Annotated in this window: 20 protein-coding genes; 13 read left to right on the forward strand and 7 right to left on the reverse strand. The window is 62.1% G+C overall.

What is annotated here, in order from left to right; genetic code table 11:
* Positions 1-47: 47 nt before the first annotated feature.
* The 4 genes from ACTUWL_RS21125 to ACTUWL_RS21140 all read left to right on the forward strand — a co-directional run bounded on the left by ACTUWL_RS21125 (position 48) and on the right by ACTUWL_RS21140 (position 3,323).
* Positions 48-1,160 (forward strand): MlaE family ABC transporter permease, encoded by a 1,113-nt coding sequence (locus tag ACTUWL_RS21125; protein ID WP_021078586.1) that lies wholly within the window; start codon positions 48-50, stop codon positions 1,158-1,160.
* Between the two features lies 1 nt (position 1,161).
* Complete coding sequence (locus ACTUWL_RS21130; protein WP_021078585.1) at positions 1,162-1,896, forward strand: ABC transporter ATP-binding protein; 735 nt, start codon at positions 1,162-1,164, stop codon at positions 1,894-1,896.
* A 15-nt stretch (positions 1,897-1,911) separates the two neighbouring features.
* The gene (locus ACTUWL_RS21135) at positions 1,912-3,018 is read left to right on the forward strand and encodes an ABC-type transport auxiliary lipoprotein family protein (RefSeq protein WP_021078584.1); all 1,107 of its coding nucleotides are present in this window, start codon (positions 1,912-1,914) and stop codon (positions 3,016-3,018) included.
* 152 nt (positions 3,019-3,170) lie between these two features.
* Positions 3,171-3,323 carry a hypothetical protein gene (locus ACTUWL_RS21140; protein ID WP_021078583.1) on the forward strand — a complete coding sequence of 51 codons (153 nt, stop codon included), beginning with the start codon at positions 3,171-3,173 and terminating at the stop codon, positions 3,321-3,323.
* A 51-nt stretch (positions 3,324-3,374) separates the two neighbouring features.
* On the opposite strand, the gene ACTUWL_RS21145 is transcribed toward ACTUWL_RS21140, so the two are convergent.
* From ACTUWL_RS21145 to ACTUWL_RS21160, 4 genes are all read right to left on the reverse strand, one after another.
* A complete protein-coding gene (locus ACTUWL_RS21145) occupies positions 3,375-4,553 on the reverse strand; it encodes an acetate/propionate family kinase (protein ID WP_021078582.1) in 1,179 nt (392 codons plus the stop codon).
* Positions 4,554-4,568: 15 nt separating this feature from the next.
* Entirely contained in the window at positions 4,569-6,977 is a 2,409-nt protein-coding gene (locus ACTUWL_RS21150; protein WP_021078581.1) for a phosphoketolase family protein, read from the reverse strand.
* 795 nt (positions 6,978-7,772) lie between these two features.
* Positions 7,773-9,125: an oxygen-independent coproporphyrinogen III oxidase gene (hemN, locus tag ACTUWL_RS21155; RefSeq protein ID WP_021078580.1), complete on the reverse strand. Its 1,353-nt coding sequence runs from the start codon at positions 9,123-9,125 to the stop codon at positions 7,773-7,775.
* 137 nt (positions 9,126-9,262) lie between these two features.
* A complete protein-coding gene (locus tag ACTUWL_RS21160; RefSeq protein WP_021078579.1) occupies positions 9,263-9,517 on the reverse strand; it encodes a hypothetical protein in 255 nt (84 codons plus the stop codon).
* A gap of 324 nt (positions 9,518-9,841) precedes the next feature.
* Here ACTUWL_RS21160 and ACTUWL_RS21165 point away from each other — a divergent pair, with 324 nt between their 5' ends.
* Complete coding sequence (locus ACTUWL_RS21165; protein WP_021078578.1) at positions 9,842-10,090, forward strand: hypothetical protein; 249 nt, start codon at positions 9,842-9,844, stop codon at positions 10,088-10,090.
* Positions 10,091-10,240: 150 nt separating this feature from the next.
* Complete coding sequence (locus tag ACTUWL_RS21170; protein WP_035651098.1) at positions 10,241-12,235, forward strand: cache domain-containing protein; 1,995 nt, start codon at positions 10,241-10,243, stop codon at positions 12,233-12,235.
* 59 nt (positions 12,236-12,294) lie between these two features.
* Here the strand turns inward: ACTUWL_RS21170 and fixJ are convergent, their stop codons facing one another.
* From fixJ to ACTUWL_RS21185, 3 genes are all read right to left on the reverse strand, one after another.
* The gene (gene fixJ, locus ACTUWL_RS21175) at positions 12,295-12,903 is read right to left on the reverse strand and encodes a response regulator FixJ (protein ID WP_021078576.1); all 609 of its coding nucleotides are present in this window, start codon (positions 12,901-12,903) and stop codon (positions 12,295-12,297) included.
* Complete coding sequence (locus tag ACTUWL_RS21180) at positions 12,900-14,330, reverse strand: PAS domain-containing sensor histidine kinase (protein WP_021078575.1); 1,431 nt, start codon at positions 14,328-14,330, stop codon at positions 12,900-12,902. Before ACTUWL_RS21180 ends, fixJ begins: the two co-directional genes overlap by 4 nt.
* A 319-nt stretch (positions 14,331-14,649) precedes the next feature.
* Positions 14,650-15,006 carry a hypothetical protein gene (locus tag ACTUWL_RS21185; RefSeq protein ID WP_021078573.1) on the reverse strand — a complete coding sequence of 119 codons (357 nt, stop codon included), beginning with the start codon at positions 15,004-15,006 and terminating at the stop codon, positions 14,650-14,652.
* 692 nt (positions 15,007-15,698) lie between these two features.
* On the opposite strand from ACTUWL_RS21185, the gene ACTUWL_RS21190 reads away from it, so the two are divergent.
* The 7 genes from ACTUWL_RS21190 to ccoP all read left to right on the forward strand — a co-directional run bounded on the left by ACTUWL_RS21190 (position 15,699) and on the right by ccoP (position 21,158).
* A complete protein-coding gene (locus ACTUWL_RS21190; RefSeq protein ID WP_021078572.1) occupies positions 15,699-16,448 on the forward strand; it encodes a CBS domain-containing protein in 750 nt (249 codons plus the stop codon).
* Positions 16,449-16,879: 431 nt separating this feature from the next.
* Positions 16,880-17,107 (forward strand): hypothetical protein, encoded by a 228-nt coding sequence (locus ACTUWL_RS21195; protein ID WP_021078571.1) that lies wholly within the window; start codon positions 16,880-16,882, stop codon positions 17,105-17,107.
* A gap of 108 nt (positions 17,108-17,215) precedes the next feature.
* On the forward strand, positions 17,216-17,713 hold the full coding sequence (locus tag ACTUWL_RS21200; protein ID WP_158267775.1) for a hypothetical protein: 498 nt from the start codon (positions 17,216-17,218) through the stop codon (positions 17,711-17,713).
* A gap of 26 nt (positions 17,714-17,739) precedes the next feature.
* Positions 17,740-19,362: a cytochrome-c oxidase, cbb3-type subunit I gene (ccoN, locus tag ACTUWL_RS21205; protein ID WP_168471112.1), complete on the forward strand. Its 1,623-nt coding sequence runs from the start codon at positions 17,740-17,742 to the stop codon at positions 19,360-19,362.
* Positions 19,363-19,370: 8 nt separating this feature from the next.
* Positions 19,371-20,105, forward strand: coding sequence for a cytochrome-c oxidase, cbb3-type subunit II (ccoO, locus tag ACTUWL_RS21210; protein ID WP_021078569.1), 735 nt, complete (start codon positions 19,371-19,373; stop codon positions 20,103-20,105).
* A 9-nt stretch (positions 20,106-20,114) separates the two neighbouring features.
* Positions 20,115-20,279 (forward strand): cbb3-type cytochrome c oxidase subunit 3, encoded by a 165-nt coding sequence (locus ACTUWL_RS21215; RefSeq protein WP_021078568.1) that lies wholly within the window; start codon positions 20,115-20,117, stop codon positions 20,277-20,279.
* 6 nt (positions 20,280-20,285) lie between these two features.
* Positions 20,286-21,158 carry a cytochrome-c oxidase, cbb3-type subunit III gene (gene ccoP / locus ACTUWL_RS21220; RefSeq protein ID WP_021078567.1) on the forward strand — a complete coding sequence of 291 codons (873 nt, stop codon included), beginning with the start codon at positions 20,286-20,288 and terminating at the stop codon, positions 21,156-21,158.
* The last annotated feature ends 50 nt before the right edge of the window (positions 21,159-21,208 follow it).

Here is a 21,208-nt window from a genome sequence, read left to right on the forward strand (position 1 = left end):
CCGACCTCGGCTTCCTATACTTGGCTTTCCAAGTTGGAGTCGGCCTATTGCTCAACTCTCCGGTCCTGAAAGCGAATGAGGACGATCCGCGCGTGCTTGCGGCAGGCGGGGCGTGGAACGTTGCGAACGTCGAGGTGTTGGAACGGCTATGCGAGCGCGCGGCGGACGCGGATATCGGAGCGATCGATCTACGCTGCGTCACTACGCTCGACACCGTCGGGGCCTGGCTGCTTGAAAGATTGGCCCGTGGCGGTCCAACCAGAGCGGCGCTGACCGGCGTGGACGGCCCGTATGGCGATTTGTTGGAAGAAGTGCGGGGGCTGAACCGTGCCGAGCGCGGTGAACGCAAATCCATAAACCCCCTGCTGGAGAAACTCGACCAGGTCGGTCGTGGCAGCAGGCGGCTGGTATCCGATTCCGGGGCCTTCCTGCATATGCTCGGCGCTTTCAGCGCAGCGCTGTTCGCGGTGCTCAGGCATCCGCGGTCGTTTCGGCTGACGTCGACCTTCTATCAGCTCGGCCGGGTGGGCTGGCAAGCGGTGCCGATCATGGCGCTGATTACCTTCTTGATCGGGGCCATCATCGCTCAGCAGGGGATCTTCCATTTCCGTCGCTTCGGCGCCGAGTCCTATGTCGTCGACATGGTCGGCATCCTTGTGCTGCGCGAGATCGGCGTGCTGATCGTCGCCATCATGGTGGCTGGACGATCGGGCAGTGCCTATACGGCCGAGATCGGTGCCATGAAGATGCGCGAGGAGATCGACGCGCTCAGTACCATGGGGCTCGATCCGGTCGCGGTGCTGATCTTGCCGCGGGTGCTGGCGCTCGTGGTGGCGCTGCCGATCCTTGCCTTTCTCGGATCGCTCGCCGCGCTCTATGGCGGCGGGCTAATCGCCTGGCTCTATGGTGGCATGAGTCCGGCAATCTTCATCGCGCGCCTGCATGACGCGGTCTCCATCACGCATTTTGAAGTCGGTATCATCAAGGCGCCATTCATGGCGCTCGTGATCGGACTTGTCGCCGCGGTGGAGGGACTGAGTGTCAAAGGCAGCGCAGAGTCGTTGGGACAGCAGACGACTGCGTCGGTCGTGAAATCGATCTTCCTGGTCATCGTGCTCGACGGACTGTTCGCCGTCTTCTTCGCCTCGATTGGGATGTAGCATGGGCTCGACGGCTATCCATATCCGCAATCTGGTGGTTGGCTTCGGCAGCAAGACGATCCTCAACCATCTCAATCTTGACGTGAGGCAGGGCGAGATCCTAGGTCTCGTCGGTGCGTCAGGCGGCGGAAAATCAGTGCTGATGCGAGCCTTGGTCGGCCTGCTGCCGAAACGTGGCGGGCAAATCGACTATGTCGACCACGGGAAAGGTGAGCGGAACTGGGGTATCCTGTTCCAACAAGGCGCGCTGTTCTCGGCTTTGACGGCGCGGCAGAATGTTCAATTTCCGCTCCGCGAGAATGCGCATCTCTCGCCGCGGCTCCTCGATGAGATCGCGGATGCCAAGCTGGAGATGGTGGGTCTCTCCCGCGCGGACGGCGACAAGTTTCCTTCCGAGCTCTCGGGCGGCATGACCAAGCGGGTCGCGCTGGCCCGCGCACTCGCATTGGATCCCGCCCTGCTGTTTCTGGACGAGCCGACCTCCGGCCTCGATCCGATCGCGGCGGGCGAGTTTGATGCCCTGATCAGAACGCTGCACCGGACGCTTCGCTTCACAGTGTTCATGGTGACGCACGACCTCAACAGCTTGCAGGCGATTTGCGACCGGGTCGCCGCACTCGCCGAGGGGCGAATCGTAACGGTGGGGCCGCTGTCATCCGTGCTCGAATCCGACCATCCCTGGGTCAAGGCTTACTTTCACGGTGCGCGGGCCCAGACGCTTGGTTTTGGCACCTAGGCAGGGGAGATGGATATGGAAATTCGCGCGCCCTATGTTGTCGTCGGTGCATTCGTATTGTCGGCGATCGTCGCCGTGTTCGGCTTTGTCTACTGGCTGGACAATGTCGGCGGCATCGGCAAGCGAGAGAGCTACCAACTCGTGTTCACGGATCCCGTGCCGGGGCTCCTCGTTGGTGCGGGCGTGCTCTTCAACGGCATTCGCGTCGGCGAGGTGACCGCGCTCGAACTGGTGCCGGAGCGCCCTCGCGAGGTTCACGCCACGATCGCCGTCGCCGAGCGCACGCCGGTGCATAGCGACACGCGTGTCGGCGTTGATTTCCAGGGCCTGACCGGCGTCCCGGTGATCGCGCTAGAGGGGGGCGATGATCCCGCAGCGCCGCCGGCGCGCGCGCCGCTGGTCGCCGAAAAGGGCGCCGGGCGGAGCCTGACGCAAGCTGCCCGCGATGCGCTGCGCAGGGTCGATGCCGTCCTGTCGGAGAATTCCGCGCCGCTGCACAGCACGATTGAGAACCTCGGCACCTTTGCCGAGGGGCTGGCACGCAACACGCCGAAGCTCGACGGCATCGTGGCGGGGCTGGAGCGCATGACGGGTGGAGCTCCTGCGCCCCGCAAGGTTGTCTACGATCTTCACGCCGTTGCGGAATTCGGCCCGCAGCACGGCGGATCGTTGCCTTCCCCCATGGTGATGGCGGAGCCGACCGCGATCGCGCGTCTGCAAACGCAGCGTTTCCTGTTTACGCCTGACGAGGACGTCGCCGGCTTCGCGGACGCACAATGGGGCGACAGCTTGCCGGTGCTGCTGCAAGCGCGCCTTCAGCAGAGCTTTGAAAACTATGACATTTCTCACGCGCCGTTGCGTGCCGACAGCTCCGTTGAGGGCGTCCCGCGCCTGCTGATCGATTTGCGGCGCTTCGAGATCGCGCTTGGGCCGCAGCCGAAGGCGGTCATGGCGCTGTCGGCGAAGATCGTGGGCTCCGATGGGCAGATCAAGGCTGCACAATTGTTCGAGGAAACTGCCCCCCTCGCGGCTCTCTCGCCCGACAATGCCGCAACCGCCTTCGACAATGCCTTCGGTGCATTGGCGCGCAAGCTCGTCACGTGGACATCATCGGGGGCATGAGTGCCGAGGTCCTGAGCGGGAACTAAGTACTTCCCCTTAAGTGATTGACGCATTCGGCTGCGCTACGCAGGCGCCAGCGCCGGTGCATCGCGATGGCACTTGCCGGCGGCCGATAGCCGGGACGCTCCGGCCCGATTTTGCCGAGGGGAGCAATGGCACAGAATGACCGGGACAATCTGAGACAAGTTAACGAGCAAATCCAACTGCGGGAGCAGATCGCGGACATCCTTGAAACTTTCTCGGTCGACGAGCTTCGCCAGCTCCTCGCCGAGATTGAACGCATCATGCAGGAATCCGGAATCTGAGTGAGCGGAAGCCGGCGGACGTGGCGGCGCGGCGGCAAGCCGGGAGCGAGGCTAGGGGCCAGCAACGAGCAATCGGCGGCAGTGTCGAGCAATACTCATCTCCTCGTTGGTCGGAACGACCAACACGTCCACCAGGCTGCCTGGAGCTGCAATGCGCGCCGCCCCCTTCGCATTTGCCGCCGGATCGAGCCGGACACCGAGCCAGGCAAGCCGGTCGCAGATTTGCTGCCTGATTTCGGCGGCATGCTCGCCGATGCCGCCGGTGAATATCAAGCCGTCGAGGCCGGCCATCGTGTTCGCCATCACGGCGACTTCAGCGGCAACGCGGAAAGTGAAGAGCTCGATGGCTTCGCGCGCGGCAGGCTCGCGGCTTGTCAGCAGGGTGCGCATGTCGGCTGACACGCCGGAGACACCGAGCAGGCCCGAACCGTCGTACAACAGGTGCTGCACCTCGTCGACCGTCATCTTCTCTTCCTGCATCAGATAAAGCAGAATCCCAGGATCAATCGTCCCACAGCGCGTCCCCATCACAAGGCCGTCGAGTGGAGTCAGACCCATTGTGGTGTCGGCGCTCTTGCCGTTCTGCAGGGCGCAGAGGCTGGCGCCGTTGCCGAGATGCGCGATCACCATACGTGTCTGCGTCGGGGCGAGCGTTGTGAGGCGGTCTGCGACATATTCGAAGGAAAGTCCGTGGAATCCGTAGCGGCGGATACCGCGCTCTTCAAGGCTCCGGGGAATGGCGAACCGGCTGGCAGGCGGCGTCAGGCCGTGATGAAAGGCGGTGTCAAAGCAGGCGATTTGCGCTAGTCCGGGCCGCAGCGATTGCACTGCCCGGACCGGGGCGAGACAGCGTGGCTGATGCAGCGGCGCCAGCGGCGTCAGCGCGTCGAGCGCCGTGATGGTTCGTTCATCAAGCGCGATGGGGCTGGAAAAGTCCCGTCCGCCGTGGACGACACGATGGCCAACCGCGACGAGCGGGTCGGCCTCGAGATAATCGTCGACCCAGCTGAAGATATCGGCGAGCAGACCGTGATCGGTCGTTTCGTCGCAGGAGCGGCGTTTCTCGAACAGCTGCTTGCCCGATGGGTCGGTCACCACGATGCGCGGCGCCTTCTCCTGTTCGTCGAGCACGCCCTTGCATCTCAGCTCCGGCTCGGCCGGTCCGATGTCGAACAGGCCGAACTTGATGCTGGAAGAACCGGCGTTGAGCACCAGGACATTGTCCGACATTGGCGGCTTCCCCGCTCAGAGCGATTTGACGCCATCTGCGCGGTCGCGCCAAGCCCAGTCGCGGATTTCCGGCATGTCCTCGCCGTGCTCGCGCACGTAGCGAGAGTGCTCGATGAGCTTGTCTCGGAATTGTTGCTTGATGTGAGCGGCAGCGATGTCGAGGCCCGGCACGCGCTCGATCGCTTCGACCGCGAGATGGAAACGATCAAGCTGATTTAGGACGACCATGTCGAACGGCGTCGTGGTGGTGCCCTCCTCGGCGAAACCACGCACATGCAGGCCGGCATGGTTGGTGCGGTTGTAGGTCAGGCGATGGATCAGATAGGGATAGCCGTGATAGGCGAAAATCACCGGTTTGTCCCGCGTGAACAGGCTGTCGAAGTCGCGGTCGGACAGGCCGTGAGGGTGCTGCTCCCTTGGCTGCAGCGTCATCAGGTCAACGACATTGACCACGCGGATTTTGAGATCCGGCAACGCCTCACGCAAGAGATCGACAGCGGCGAGCGTTTCCAGTGTCGGAACGTCGCCGGCGCAGGCCATCACCACGTCGGGCTCGCCATTCGGCGCCTCGGTGCCGGCCCACTTCCAGATCCCGATGCCCGCCTCGCAATGGGTGATCGCCTCGCGCATCGGCAGCCATTGCGGAGCAGGCTGCTTGCCGGCGACGATTACATTGATGCGGTCATAGGTGCGTAGGCAGTGATCGGCCACCCAAAGCAGAGTATTGGCATCTGGCGGGAAGTAGACGCGCACGATGTCGGCTTTCTTGTTGATGACGAGATCGACGAAGCCGGGATCCTGATGGCTGAAACCGTTGTGATCCTGGCGCCAGACATGCGAGGTGAGGAGATAGTTCAGCGAGGCGATCGGGCGCCGCCATGGCAGCGCGCGCGAGACCTTCAGCCATTTGGCGTGCTGGTTGAACATCGAATCCACGATGTGGATGAAGGCTTCGTAGCAGGAGAAGAAGCCGTGGCGGCCGGTGAGCAGATAGCCTTCGAGCCAGCCCTGGCAAAGGTGCTCGCTCAATACCTCCATTACGCGGCCGTCACGGGCGAGGTGGACGTCGTAGGGCTCGATGCCTTCCATCCAGACCCGGTCGGTGACCTCGAACACCGCGTCGAGCCGGTTGGATGCGGTCTCGTCTGGCCCCATGATGCGGAAATTGCGCGCGACTGCGTTGAGCTTGACGACCTCGCGCAAGAACTTGCCGAGCTCGCGGGTGGCTTCGGCGACGACACCGCCGGGACGAGGGATGTCGACGGCATAGGCGCGGAAATCCGGCAGTTTGAGCTCGCGCTTGAGCAGCCCGCCATTGGCGTGCGGATTGGCTCCCATCCGGCGATCGCCCCGCGGCGCGAGTTGCTGCAACTCCGCTACAAGCCGCCCGTCGGCGTCGAATAATTTGTCGGGCTCGTAGCTCTTCATCCAGTGTTCGAGCAGTTTCAAGTGTTCGGGAATTCCACGCGGATTGGCGATCGGCACCTGGTGGGCCCGCCAGAATCCCTCGACCTTCAATCCGTCCACTTCTTTCGGTCCGGTCCATCCCTTCGGGCTTCGCAGCACGATCACCGGCCATACCGGTCGCTTGAAACCCGACGCCTGCTGGCGCGCGCCTTGCTGGATGGAGCGGATACTCGCGAGCGCGGTGTCGAGCGTGTCGGCCATCAGCCGGTGCATCGTGCGCGGATCGTCGCCTTCGACAAACAAGGCCTCGTAGCCATAGCCTGCGAAGAGATGGCGGACTTCCTCGTCCGTCATCCGGCCCAGCACCGTTGGATTGGCGATCTTGTAGCCGTTGAGGTGGAGGATCGGCAGCACCGCGCCGTCATGCGCCGGATTGAGGAACTTGTTGGAATGCCAGGACGCGGCCAGCGGGCCGGTCTCAGCCTCGCCGTCGCCGACCACGCAAGCGACAACCAGGTCGGGATTGTCGAGCGCCGCGCCGTAAGCGTGGACGAGTGCATAGCCGAGCTCGCCGCCTTCGTGGATCGACCCGGGCGTTTCCGGCGCCGCATGGCTCGGAATGCCGCCGGGGAAGGAAAACTGGCGGAACAGCTTTCGCAAGCCTTCAGCGTCGCGCGTCACCTCGGGATAGATTTCCGTGTAGGTGCCCTCGAGATAGGTGTTGGCGACCATGCCGGGGCCGCCATGGCCGGGGCCGCAGATGTAGATGACGTCGAGATCGGAGGTGCGGATCACACGATTGAGGTGCGCATAGATGAAGTTGAGGCCCGGCGTGGTGCCCCAATGCCCAAGCAGCCGAGGCTTGATGTGCTCGGGCTTCAGCGGTTCTCTCAGGAGCGGGTTCGCGAGCAGGTAGATCTGACCAACGGAAAGGTAGTTGGCGGCTCGCCAGTAGCGATCGAGCAACTCGAGATGATCCGTACGTGCTTGTTCGTTTGAAGTCGTCGTCAATTGCATGTCGTTCTCCCGAAGCAGGATTCAGGGATGATCTCGAACGCGTCCATCGGTTCCATGTTAGAGGGCCAATATGACCGGAATGGCTTGAGCCAGCGCAAACATGCGTGTCAATCCGCGCCACCGGGCTAGATTGCCTCGAAGTGGAACCTGATACTGCGAGACCCCGGTCGCGGCCACTTCCCGGAAGGGCACGTCGTGTCATGCCTGCGAATTGACGATGCTCAATGCACCGGTGCGGGTCATTGCAGATGTTGGCAGGTGTTCTCTCATTCTGACGAGCGTTGCCATGACCCACCCGGTGAAACTCCCTATCGTGCAGCCAGCGTCACGCCACGAGGACACCGCGAATGTCCGTTGCGAAGATTCCGCCGATCGCCGATGGTTCCTGGATGTTGTTGAAGACGATGATGTTCGCGAAGCCCTGGGGATACGAGCTGCACGCGCTTCTCACGCCACAACACGGAGCGGAGCTCGGGCGAAGAGCAGGACATAAGGGTACCGCGAAGCCGTCACCCATCGGCCGCCAGACCCGCAGAGGGTGTACCCACGTTCGGCCGTAGCAGCTACATGGTTGCGGGAAACATTGCTTCCCGATGGCTCCGGCGCCGCTCTTGCGCCAACTCGCGCGGAGGCAAAAAAGAGCCGGCCGAAGCGGCCGGGCATTGAGTATCGAGACAACCTCCAGGGAGAATGAGCTGCTCGTGCCAGTGAGGTCTTCAAGCATGTCACGCTTCGCCGCGATCTGAGCCAGCGCAACTTCTTCGCCGGAAATCTGTCGATCGTCCTGGAGCGTGGTCAGACAGCCCGGCTGTGAGTTGCTACCGAACGCGCGAGGTGGGCGTCGAATGCGGCGGCGACGCTGCGAACCAGGAATTCCGCTCCGTGGCTTACGAAGACCCGGCCGTCGTCCACGGTTATCGCGCCGTCTGCGATCAAGCTCTCGAGCCGTCGTCGATCGACGATCGCGGTCTGCGGATCCCGGCCGTGAGACAGGGCGATTTGCGAGAGGTCGACAGCCATGTCGCACATGACCCGCTCGATGATGTCGGCTCTGAAGCGGTCGTCATCGGTGAATGCATAGCCCTTCACGATTGCGAGTCGGTCTTCGGCGACGCAGGCCAGATAATCGCGGATCGCGACGGCGTTCTGCACGAACCCATGCGGCGTGCGTCCGATGGCGCTGGCGCCGAGGCCAATCAGCGTTTCCGCGCAATCGTCCGTGTAACCCTGGAAGTTCCGGCGCAGCCGGCCGTCCTGTTTCGCCACCGCGAGACCATCCTCCGGCAGAGCGAAGTGATCGAAGCCGATGCGCACGTAGCCGGCGCCGACGAGGGCATCTGCAATCGCTTCCGATTGCAGATGGCGGTCTGCGCTGCCGGGAAGCATGCTTTCATCGATCGCACGCTGGTGCTTCTTGAACGACGGAATGTGCGCGTAGCCGAACACCGAGAAGCGGTCGGGACGGAGCTCGATGCATTTGGCGACCGTATCCAGGCACGAATCCACGGTCTGGAGCGGCAGCCCATAGAGGAGATCGAAGTTGAGCTTGTCGATGCCGGCCCGCCGCAAACGTTCGACGCATGTTGCCGTCTGCTCGAAACTCTGCATGCGGTTGATGGCGCGTTGGACATCGGGATCGAAGCTCTGTACGCCGAGGCTTGTGCGGTTGACGCCGCTGAAGCCGAGAGCCTCGGCCATCGGCTCCGTGAGGGTGCGCGGATCGATCTCGACCGCGATCTCAGCATCAGGCAGCACGAAGTAGGAATAGCGCAGCGCGCCGACGAGGTCGGCGAACGCCTCCGGCGCCATGATCGTCGGCGTACCGCCGCCGAAGTGGATGTGTGAGACCGGGAGGCGCTGGCCGATGGTTTCGGCGACAAGATGCGCCTCGGTGCGCAAGCCAGAGGTGTAAAGGGCAATTGGTTCGTCTCGCCTCATCACCGAGGTGTGGCAGCCGCAGTACCAGCACATGGATCGGCAGAAAGGTACATGCAGGTAGATCGAGGCGGGGCGCCGTGTGGGAATGGATCTGAGCCATCTCCGATAATCTGCAACACCGATCGCGGGGCCGAAGTGCGGCGCAGTCGGATAGCTCGTATAGCGGGGAAGCCGATCCTGTCCGTATTGTCGTGCGAGATCCGAGCGCATGTCTGCCCTTTCTTTCCATGGAAAATGCAGGATCCAGCGTGTGCGAACCTTGCGTCAGGTCAATTCGACTTGACGGGATACCGCCGGCGGCGAAACCTCGTCATGCGGACGTGTTTCGCGCGAACAAGTCGTCCGTGTCAGCTCGCGACCCGCCGAGGCTCCTGCTCCAGGTCGTGTGGCACCATGCCGTAGGTCCTCAGCACCATGGTTCTGGTTTCTGGATGGCCGGTACGGACAATCGCGGCAGCCCCGGCATGACCGAATGTCTTCCACAAGTGCTTGGCGTGCTCTATCGCCGAACTGGGGTTAGCGCATTTGATCTGCTGACCTGAAACGAGCTCACGGTCGGCCCGGTCATATGGCACTGCAATGAAATGCGTGATCTCTTCCATCGATCCCTCCCTCGGATCCACTGCTCCGGTAATAGCGTGCGTTTCCTCGTATTGGCGTTCTTGATGTCGCGGCCCGGTGAGACCGGGACGCTGTGCATCAGTGCATGACACCGCAGCTGCTCCTTTGATCTAGCTCATCTGCAACGGGACGTTCGTTTTGACCTGGATCAATGCGGACTTTCTGCTTCCAGACAAAATGTCTGGTTCAAGGGAGGGGATGCCAGAATGCATTCTTCCCCCATCGTTGGATTGGAGATGGTAGTGGGAAAAGTTGTACGCTTTCCGGGATCAAGCCAGCAGCAGCATTGGGAGAGGCGGCCAGCCATGGACGCTTACCACTCCATCCAAAAGATCATGCGGATGCTCGAGCTGCAGATCGTTCAGGTCGGCGAACTCGTCGCTGCGTGCCCGGCGGGATGTGCCCGTGCGACGCTGAAGCAGCAGCATGATCAACTGCTCAAGCAGTTTGCCGTCGCGCAGGAACACTGCTTGATGATCGAGGTCGGTTCGATACCGCTCCCGACCAACGCTTGTCACCGGCCGCCGACCGGTCATCCGTCGTCCGGTTGGTGATAGCCCGGATTTGGATGCGGCTTCTTGCCGTGTCCAATCAATAAATTATCGGTCCGTTGCTGAATTCCGATAGTGCGCTTTACGTGAACTAAGTAGTGCGGCTCAATAGTCCTCATCAGTTCGGACGGGCCTTTGGCTGGTGACAAGAAAATGAAACTCAGAATCTCTCTGGCGCAGCGCATCTACGCAATCATCGGGCTCAGCCTTTGCGGACTTACCGGCCTTGCCGTTGTGCAGACGAGCTCTCTCGCAGACGCCTTGCGCGGCCAGCGGCAGAGCGAGCTGAGGCACCTTATTCAATTGGCTCTGAACATCGCGCAGGAGGAGCACGCTGCTGTCGCGGGCAGGGGAGTTGCCGACGAAACTGCTCGCCGCAATGCAGCGGCCAGGATCGGCGCGCTACGGTTCGGGAACGGAGACTATTTCTGGATAAACGATCTAGGACCCACGATGATCAAGCATCCGATCAAGCCGGAGCTCGACGGCACGGATTTGCGTGACATCAAGGATCCGACAGGCAAGCGGCTGTTTGTCGAATTTGCCGAGATCGTGAAACGGCAAGGCGAGGGGTTTGTCGACTATCAATGGCCAAAGCCGGGGCTGGATGCGCCGCAGCCGAAGCTGTCGTTTGTCGCAGGCTTTCGACCGTGGAATTGGGTGATCGGAACGGGCGTGTACATCGACGATCTTCAGGCCCAGCTCTGGGAGCAGGCCAGAAGCGTCATCATGGTCGCTGCGGCGATCGTGCTGTCCGTTGGACTGACAACCCTGCTGCTTGCCCGGCGGGTATCCGCGTCCCTTGCCACCATGACGGGCGCCCTCAACCGTTTGAGTAGGGGGGATTTCGACATGGTGCTCCCGGGACTCGAGCGGCGCGACGAGCTGGGCGACATGGCCCGCTCGATCGAACGGTTCAGGATCAAGGCTGCCGAAAAGGTGCGCGACGAGGCGAAGCAGGACGAAGAGAGGCGGCGCGCGGCCGAGGAAGCCAGGGCATCGGCGCTGCGGAAGATGGCCGAGAACGTCGAGAATGCCACCAAAGCCGCTGTCGGCGAGGTTGCGTCCGGTACGGATCGGATGGCCAGAAACGCGTCGATGATGAAGGATACGGCGCTCACGCTGGAGAGGAACAGCAGCAGTGTCGCGGCCGCAGCCGAAGAGGCGCTCACCAACGCGCAGACCGTCGCAAAGGCATCCTCACAGCTCGCCGCATCGATCTCGCGGATCGCCGATCAGGTGGGGACATCGCGTTCGTTGACGCTGGAGGCCGTGACGGCATCGACGCAAGCCCAGGCCACGATCGCCAAGCTGTCGGAAGCTGCCTCGAAAGTGGGAACGGTAACGAGCCTGATCAGCGAAATTGCCGGCCAGACAAACCTCCTGGCATTGAACGCCACGATCGAGGCCGCGCGTGCCGGAACTGCCGGCCGCGGTTTCGCGGTCGTTGCGGCTGAAGTGAAGTCGCTCGCCGAACAGACGGCGAAGGCAACGAGTGAGATTGCTCAGCAGATCGCGGAGATCCAGGAGGCGACGCATGCCTCGGTTGCATCCATGACCACCATTGGCGAGATGATCCGCAGCGTCGAATCCGTGTCGGCTGCGATCTCCGTCGCGGTCGAAGAGCAAAACATGGTCACGGCCGATATCTCGCGGACGGTCGAAGAGACCTCGCACGCTGCCCGCGAGGTCGCATCCCAGATTGCATCGGTCTCGGCAGAAGCGGTGGAAACCGGACGGCGGGCATCGGAAATACACGACGGATCGGCGGCAATCGCGGAGAATGTAACCGAGCTGCGCACGACGCTTATTCGTGTCATCCGTACCTCGACGACAGATGTCGACCGCCGGGCCGGGTCGCGTGTTGTCTTCCAGCGGGCCGGCACGCTGGCGCGTCGCGGCGAGACGAGGCGCATTGAAGTTCGTGATGTGTCGTTGGGGGCGGTGTCGATTGAGTGCGAACTGCCGGACGCAATGATCGGCGAGCCTGTCGAACTGGCGATCGACGGACTTTCATTCCGGCTTGGCGGTGTCGTGGCGCGTATGGATCGTGGCTCGGTGTTGATCAGTTTGAATCTGACAGCCGAGATCGAGCAGGAACTGACTGCGATACTCGCGGCTGAGCGAGCTCGGCCCGCCGCCGCCTAGCGGCGGCACCTCGATGTGCGAGGCTGCTCGCAAAGCCGTGCTTGCCTTGCGACCGATCTCTACAGCCCAGCTGCGATCGCGATCCGCATGAGTTCCGACATGCTGCGGACACTGGTCTTGGCCATCAGGTTTGCGCGGTAGACTTCGACCGTCCGCGGACTAATGCCGAGGTCGTGGGCGATCACCTTGTTGATCTTTCCCGCCAACAGGCCTCTCAGAACGTCGCGCTCGCGGGGTGTCAGGTCCGCGAGACGTGTCTCCGCCTGGCGCTTGGCGGTGTCGTCTGCCGGTTTGGCTGGCTGCGAGTCCAGGGCATCGCGGATTGCGTGCAGAAGCACCTCGTCCTCGAACGGCTTTTCGATAAAGTCGATCGCACCTGCCTTCATGGCCTCGACGGCGAGTGCGACATCGCCATGTCCTGTCATCAGGATGACCGGACATGCCACTGCATCGGCCTTAAGCTTGCGGACCAGGTCGAGGCCGGTCATGCCGGGCATGCGGATATCGGATACGACGCAATCGACGTTGCTTCTCCCGAAATGATCGAGGAAATCGGCGGCTGTCTCATGAGTCGTTACGGAAAAGCCGTTGACATCGAGCAGAAAGGCGAGCGAATCCCGCATCGCGGGGTCATCGTCGATAACAAGGATCGTGCGGCGCGTCGTCATGCTTCTTCTCCGTCCTCCGCAAACGGGAGGGTAAATTGAAAAACCGTACCTCCGCCGGCGTTTGGCAACGCAACGATGCGCCCACCATGGGATTCGACGATCGTCCTGCAGATCGAGAGGCCCACGCCCATCCCGTTTTCTTTCGTCGTGATGAAGGGTTGGAACAAGCGGTCAGCAACATCGGGGCTGATCCCGGGCCCGGTGTCGGCCACAATGAATGTCGCCACGCCATCCGTCTTGGTGACTCCCACCGTCAGTTCGCGGCGCGGACTGGAAGCCATCGCCTCGATCGCATTACGAACCAGGTTCAGCACCACCTGCTGGATCTGGATCTTGTCGACGATGATCGAGGGTATGTCGCGGTCGCTGCGGATCGCCACCCGAACCCCTTGCTCCTTGGCACCGAGCAGCGCCAGCGCGACGGCCTCCTCGAGCAGCGTGACCGGGCTCTCCACGGAGTGCTGGGTTTCGCCCTTGGCAACGAACTCGCGCAGGCGCTTGATGATGTTGCCGGCCCGCAATGCTTGCTGCGCGGCACGCTCGAGCGCGTCTCGAATGCGCATCGCGTCCGGCATCTCCGGGACCAACAGTGCCTTCGCGCCGCGCATGTAGTTGGTGATGGCCGATAGCGGCTGGTTGATCTCATGGGCGATGGACGATGCCATTTCGCCCATTGCGGTCAATCGGGACACATGGACCAGCTCCGATTGCAGTTCCTGAAGCCGCCGCTCCTGCGCACGACGTTCGGTGAGATCCCGGATAAAGCCGGTGAAGAAGCGCTCACCGCGTACCTTGGCTTCGCCGACGGCAAGCTCCATCGGAAAGGTCGAGCCGTCACTCCGCTCTCCGACCACGATGCGGCCGATGCCGATGATGCGTCGCTCGCCAGTTGTGAGATAGCGTTCGAGATACCGGTCGTGCTCGCCGCGATAAGGTTGCGGCATCAGGCTCGAAATGTTCTTTCCGATGACCTGGTCCGTTTTCCAGCCAAACAGGCGCTCGGCCGCCGCGCTGAACGAACGAATGCTGCCATGGTCGTCGATCACGATCATCGCGTCCGGGACGGTATCCAGGATCGACTGCAGATGGGCCTGGCGATTTCGGGCTTGATCGCTCTCCCTCAGCAGGCGGTCACCCATGAAGCCAAGGATCGGACCAAGGATCGTAAAGCACCCGATATCGATCAGATTTCCGGGCTCAGTGACCAGACTTCTGCCCAGGAACTTGGCGCTGATGAGAAGACAAAGAAGCGTGGTAAGGATCGCCGGACCGCGGCCACCGGCGAAAGCGGCAAACAGCACGGCGGGAACATAGATGATCGTGAAGGAGCGATCCTCGAAATAGTTGTCCATGCCCGCGCGCACTGCAAATACGAGGGCGACCGCTGCCGCGGCAGTGCCATAGCGGTACCAGATGCTGTCGGACATATTCCCCCGGGCAAAGCCCTCGAACCATCCAACATTACAACGTTCGAGCGCTGGAAGCCACTGGCCGCCTAATGCGGCAGGTGACGTAACCTACTTGGCCCAAGAGCGCCAGTGCGTCGGCTGCACCACGATACGCTCGACGGTCCCTGACTTCACCCAGCCACCTAGAGTCCGACGGCAGGGAAAGACGAGCTTGTGAATGGCGTTACCTTCGATGACGGCGAGCTCGAGGTCTCGATCGAAGGGGGCGGTGGCGACCCCCTCCCATGTCTCGCTGGCGCGGGCCTCCGGGCGCTCTGGAGCATCGTGTGCTGGCACGTCAGGCAGCCTCCTGAGCCGCCCGGTCGGCGCCACCGGTCCGTCGCCCAAACAGGTTGAGCTCGATGAAACCGAGCGAGCGCGCGATCTCGATCGCGTACGTTGCATCCTGCGCGGTGCGCGCCGTGACGCCCTTGGTCCAGTCCTGCAGAGCGGTGATCTTCTCTGCCACGGAGGCAGTGGAGTTGAACTTGCGGAACAGCTCCCAGGCTTCGTTTGATTCGATCTGGATCTGCTCGAACCAATGCTGATTCGCCTCGATCAGCTTCTCCGAAAATTCCGATTGTACGGCCATCGCCCGTTTCGCGGTGCTCTGGATGGCGTCGGCGATGGGAGGGGTTTCGCTGCGGTCTGTCATGTTCGACATCCTTCGTTGAGGGAGGTTCTGCTTCCCATGCTGACGGCGCTTGTATGTTGATATGTGTCAACTCGATGGCATCCGGCCCGTAGCGGCTGGCCGACAACCTAAGCGCGTTCAGACCCGATAACCGCACCGGTTCTCAGGTTGATGAAATGGACGCCGTCGCACGCTGCGCAGGAAATCGTATGCAAATCGTCTGCCACAGGTTCGGATGTGTCGCCGGGAAGCAAGCCCTGAACTCGATCACCGGTATTTGGACACAAGAATAGAATGGGGCGCCAAGCCCTTACGTCTGCCATTTGCACGATCCCGACGGATGACAACTTTCTAGCGGCGGCGCACAGCTCCGCATTGACGCAGGTCAAAGATTTCGCATGAGCGAACCAATCGGCGCGCGCGGGCTAAAGCGGTCCGCGGTTGGCAGGTTGCCAGTTCCTGCAGGCTGCCTGAGTAAGGGACGCCCTGCCGACAGGAGGATCCGGGCCAGGATCACGACAGCGATCGCGAGAACTCCGATCGAGGCGAGCAGGTTCTGCAGCGTGGTTCTCTTCTCTCGACGGGACGCCCGTATCTCCGATCAGGGGCTGCCGCGCCTCGATCCCCGTCAACAGCGGACGTTGAGAAAGATCAAAGCGAATAGACCGATTTGATGTGAGGGTTTGCTGCCAAGCCTTGAAGGGAGAACGGCAGTGCGCGCACATCAGATCATGGCGGGACATGTCATCACGGTCGGAACCGAGGCCTCCATTCTCGATGCCGCCAAGTTGATGTTGGATCATCACATCAGCGGCTTGCCGGTGGTCGATGCGGCCGGAAGGTTGGTCGGCATCCTGTCGGAAAGCGATTTCTTGCGCCGAAGCGAGATCGGCACGCAGCGCCGCCGCCCTCGCTGGCTTCGATTCCTTCTCGGCTCGGGCAGCGCGGCGACGGACTTCGTCCACGAGCGCGGACGGAGGGTCGGAGAGATCATGTCGTATGATCCCGTCACCGTGACCGAAGAAGCGCCTTTGTCAGAGCTGGTTGGGCTGATGGAGAAGAAGAGCATCAAGCGGCTGCCGGTGATGCGCGACGGGCGGCTCGTAGGCATTGTTACACGATCCGATCTGTTGCGGGCAGTAGCGTCCATCGCTCACGAGATTCCCGACCCCACGGCGGACGACAAGCACATCTACGACCGCATCGTGCGCGCGCTCGATTCTGCGAATTGGTGTCCGCTCGGTCTGCAGGTCTCGGTCCACAACGGCGTGGTGCACCTCCGGGGCGTCATCATGGACGAACGGGCCAGGCAGGCCGCTATCGTCGCCGCGGAGAATACTGCCGGCGTCAAGGAAGTGCACGATCATCTGTGCTACGTCGACACCTATTCCGGGTTCTATATCCAGTCCGCGGAAGACGAGCGGGTGGCTGCCGCCCGAGCAACGCACGGGATGGCAGGTTGACCGTCCGACTCGCAAACATGCTGATTCCATTGGCTGTGATCGCGACGATCGGTGCGGATACCTTGGGGGTGGCTGCAACACTGCTGATAATCTGCGCGATCGTGGGCTTTGCAGTCGCAGCGTCGGCATGGACCGTGAGCGGTGGCGCGGCGTCGCCACCGTCGACCCGAGCGCCGTCCCCGGACGAGGAGTCTCTCCGCAAGTAGAGCGATCTGGCCTTCGTGCCCGTCGATCTTGCCCGCCTCCATCGCATTGCAGCTGTCGTGGCGCATATGGACGGAAGCTCGCGGCGGAAGGCGCATGATTTCGATGCGTCTCTCACGATACGAAATCTGCATTTGGATCGCATTCCGTTGCGGCAGATCAAAGCGGGATACTCACTTCGATAGCAGCATCGGCAACCAAAGAATCAGCCCACATGCGAGGGTGCCATGCCGTCCTTTGATATTCGTTTCATCAAGACCGTTTGCGACGACACCGGCCACGAACACCGTGCCTGTCAGGCGGCGTTCAAGGTCGATGCCACCACGCTCTCCGCCGCCGCGCAGCTCGCCGAGGCCGACTTCTGCAGACAGAAGGGCGTTCGCGACTGGACGATCTTTGCGGATTCGATGGAGCTTCGAATGCCGTCGGCGTTGCCGTCCGCATGGGGTGGGTAGTGACCTCGGGTAGCATTCAAAGCTCAGCGAGCGTGATGGCGCGTGGTTGACTCACATCAAATCGGAATCCGAGCCATCCGCTAAGGCTGGAACGAAGGGGTGCAAAAAATGGCCGATCGACCAGTTAGCAATAGCTCGCCGCAATTCGAGAGTCTCGTCGCGCGCTTGCGAGCATTTCTCGCCCGCCGCCACGAATTCGATCTGATGACCGCTCGGGAGGTCGATGAGATTGCCCACGAGCTCAATCTTCCGGCATCGGATCTTCGAGCCTTGGCGCGCGGCCGTGGCTCGCCGGAATTGCTGTACAAGCGCCTCAAGCATGCAGGCCTGTCAGAACAAGCGCTCGCTTCGTCTCATAGTGATGTGCTGCGCGATCTGCAGCGTGTTTGTGGGCTGTGCCGTGAGACGGCGCGCTGTGCCGGCGACCTAGCGCGGGAGAGGCGCGCCAGTCCGGCAAAGTATTGTCCGAACGAATTCACCCTGACCGCGCTGAGCCGCGTTGCCAGTGCAGAGCGGCGTAGCGTCGGAATTGATGCCGATCAAGCGGATGCCGGCGAGATTGTGGTTCCCATGACGTCATCGCAGCCAAGGAAAGCCTCCACATGACCAGTCCGTCTTCTGTTGCAAAGTCGATGACGATGGGCGAAGCCGGCTTGGTATCGGGGCTGGCAGTTTTTGCGTTTGCTTGTCTCCTCGGTGCGGCGATGGGGCACGATGCAGCGTTCAGCTTTCACGCGGCGCTTGGCTGCGCTGCCAGCCTGATATCCGTGATCGTGATCGGCAACCGCTACCTTGATCGTCCGGCCGAACCGCCGCCGGCTGAGATCGGTGGGCGCCCCAATTACAATCTCGGGCCGATCAAGTTTGCTTCCGCGATGGCGATGTTCTGGGGGATCGCGGGCTTCACTGTGGGTCTGATCATCGCGATGCAGCTGGCGTGGCCGGCGCTTAATCTCGATCTGCCCTGGACGACATTCGGCCGATTGCGGCCGCTGCATACGTCTGCCGTGATCTTCGCATTCGGCGGCAATGTCCTGATCGCAACGTCTTTCTATGTCGTGCAGAAGACCTGCCGCACGCGCCTTGCCGGCGACCTGTCGCCCTGGTTCGTCGTGGTCGGCTACAACTTCTTCATCTTGATCGCCGGCACGGGCTACCTGCTCGGCGTGACTCAGTCGAAGGAATATGCCGAGCCGGAATGGTATGCCGATCTTTGGCTGACGATCGTCTGGGTGACCTATCTGCTCGTGTTCCTGATGACGCTGGTGAAGCGCAAGGAGCCGCACATCTTCGTCGCGAACTGGTTCTACCTTGCGTTCATCATCACGATTGCGGTGCTCCATCTCGGAAACAATCCCGCATTGCCGGTCTCCTTCCTCGGCTCGAAATCCTACATCGCCTGGGGCGGCGTGCAGGATGCGATGTTCCAGTGGTGGTACGGCCACAACGCGGTCGGCTTCTTTCTGACCGCCGGCTTCCTCGCGATCATGTACTACTTCATCCCGAAGCGGGCGGAGCGTCCGGTCTATTCCTACCGGCTGTCGATCATCCATTTCTGGGCGCTGATCTTCCTCTACATCTGGGCCGGTCCGCATCACCTGCACTACACGGCGCTACCGGACTGGGCGCAGACGCTCGGCATGACCTTCTCGATCATGCTCTGGATGCCGTCCTGGGGCGGCATGATCAACGGCCTGATGACGCTGTCGGGAGCCTGGGACAAGCTGCGTACCGATCCCGTGCTGCGTATGATGGTGGTGTCGGTCGCGTTCTACGGCATGTCGACCTTCGAAGGTCCGATGATGTCGATCAAGGTGGTCAACTCGCTGAGCCACTACACCGACTGGACGATCGGGCACGTGCATTCGGGTGCGCTTGGTTGGGTCGGCTTCGTCTCGTTCGGCGCGCTCTACTGCCTGGTGCCCTGGCTGTGGAACCGCCAGCTCTACAGCCTGAAGCTCGTCAACTGGCATTTCTGGATCTCGACCATCGGCATCGTGCTTTACATCTCCGCGATGTGGGTGTCGGGGATCCTGCAGGGCCTGATGTGGCGCGCCTATACGTCGCTTGGCTTCCTCGAATATTCCTTCATCGAATCCGTCGAGGCCATGCACCCCTTCTACATCATCCGTGCCGCCGGCGGCGCGCTGTTCCTGGTGGGCGCCCTGATCATGGCTTTCAATCTCTGGATGACGGTCAATGCCGGCCAAGCCAGCGAAACCGAGGGGGCCGGTGCCCTCCAGCCCGCCGAATAGGTCGCGCAATGTCTCTCTGGAACCGACACAAGATCTTTGAGAAGAACTCGATCATCCTGATCGCCGGCATTCTCGCCGTCATTGCCATCGGCGGGCTCGTCGAGATCGCGCCGCTGTTCTACCTGAAGAGCACGATCGAGGTAGTTGACGGCGTGCGCCCCTATACGCCGCTCGAGCTCGCCGGTCGCAACATCTATGTCCGCGAGGGCTGCTATCTCTGTCACTCGCAGATGATCCGGCCGCTGCGCGACGAGGTCGAGCGTTACGGCCACTATTCGCTCGCTGCGGAAAGCATGTACGACCATCCGTTCCAGTGGGGCTCCAAGCGAACCGGGCCGGACCTCGCACGCGTCGGCGGCAAGTATTCTGACGATTGGCACGTCACGCATCTGATCAATCCGCGGTCGATCGTCCCGCAATCGGTGATGCCCGGATATCCTTCGCTCGCAAGGACGGAACTCGATCTGTCCGACATCGCGGCCCATCTGCGGACGAGCCGCGCGATCGGCGTACCCTATACCGAAGAGCAGATCGCCAATGCGGCCGCCGATCTGAAGGCGCAGACCGATCCCGACGGCCCGGGCTCCGACGCGTTCCAGAAGCGTTATCCGAAGGCCCTGGTCCGCAACTTCGACGGCAAGGCCGGCAATCCGACCGAACTCGACGCGCTGATCGCCTATCTGCAGATGCTCGGCACGCTCGTCGACTTCAAGCTCTACAACGAAAAAGCCAACCTGCGCTGAGGGGCGAGCATGAAAGCGATCATTCAAATCGAGAGCCTGGCGTCGAACCTGATCAGCACGCTTTGGACGCCCGTCTTCGTTGGAATCTTCATCGCCATCGTCGCCTACGCGCTTTGGCCCCGCAACAAGGCCCAATTCGACGCCGCAGCCCGCATGCCGCTGCGTGAGGACTGACCGATCATGAGCGAGCACGACGAGATTGACCGCGTTTCCGGCCGCAGCACCACCGGTCATGAATGGGATGGCATCAAGGAGCTCAATACGCCGCTGCCGCGGTGGTGGGTCCTGACATTCTATGCGACGATCATCTGGGCGATCGGCTACTGGATCGTCTACCCGGCCTGGCCGCTGGTCTCGGGCTACACCACGGGGCTGTTCCAGTATTCGACGCGCGCGAGTGTCGCGACCGACCTTGCCGATCTGGAGAAACTGCGCGGCGAGAAGATGGCGGTTCTCGGCAGCGCGTCGCTCGCCGACATCGAGAAGGATCCGGCCCTGCTGGCGCTGGCTCGTGCACGCGGCAAGACCGTGTTTGCCGACAACTGCGCGCCTTGCCATGGCAGCGGGGGTGCCGGTGCAAAGGGATATCCCAACCTGAACGACGACGACTGGCTGTGGGGCGGCACGCTCGATCAGATCATGCAGACGATCCAGTTCGGCGCACGCTCGGGGAACCCCAAGGCGCATGAGGGGCAGATGCTCGCGTTTGGCCGCGACGGGGTTCTCAAGAAGGACGAAATCGTCACGGTGGCCAACTACGTGCGTTCGCTGTCCGGCCTTTCCACGGCGCCCAAGTTCGACGCGGCGGCGGGCAAGAAGATCTTCGCCGAGAACTGCACGAGCTGCCACGGTGAAGACGGCAAAGGCAACCAGGAGGTCGGCGCGCCGAACTTGACCGACAAGATCTGGCTCTACGGCTCCGACGAGGACACGCTGGTCGAAACCATCACCAACGGCCGTGCCGGCGTCATGCCAGCCTGGGTGGGTCGTCTGGACCCGGTCACCGTCAAAGCGATGGCGGTCTACGTGCACTCCCTGGGTGGCGGCAAGTAGCCGCCTCCCGCGCCGATCCGGGGGCCGTTGATCGAGGTCAATTGGCACCC

The sequence above is a fragment of the Bradyrhizobium sp. WCU1 genome, from assembly GCF_053474805.1.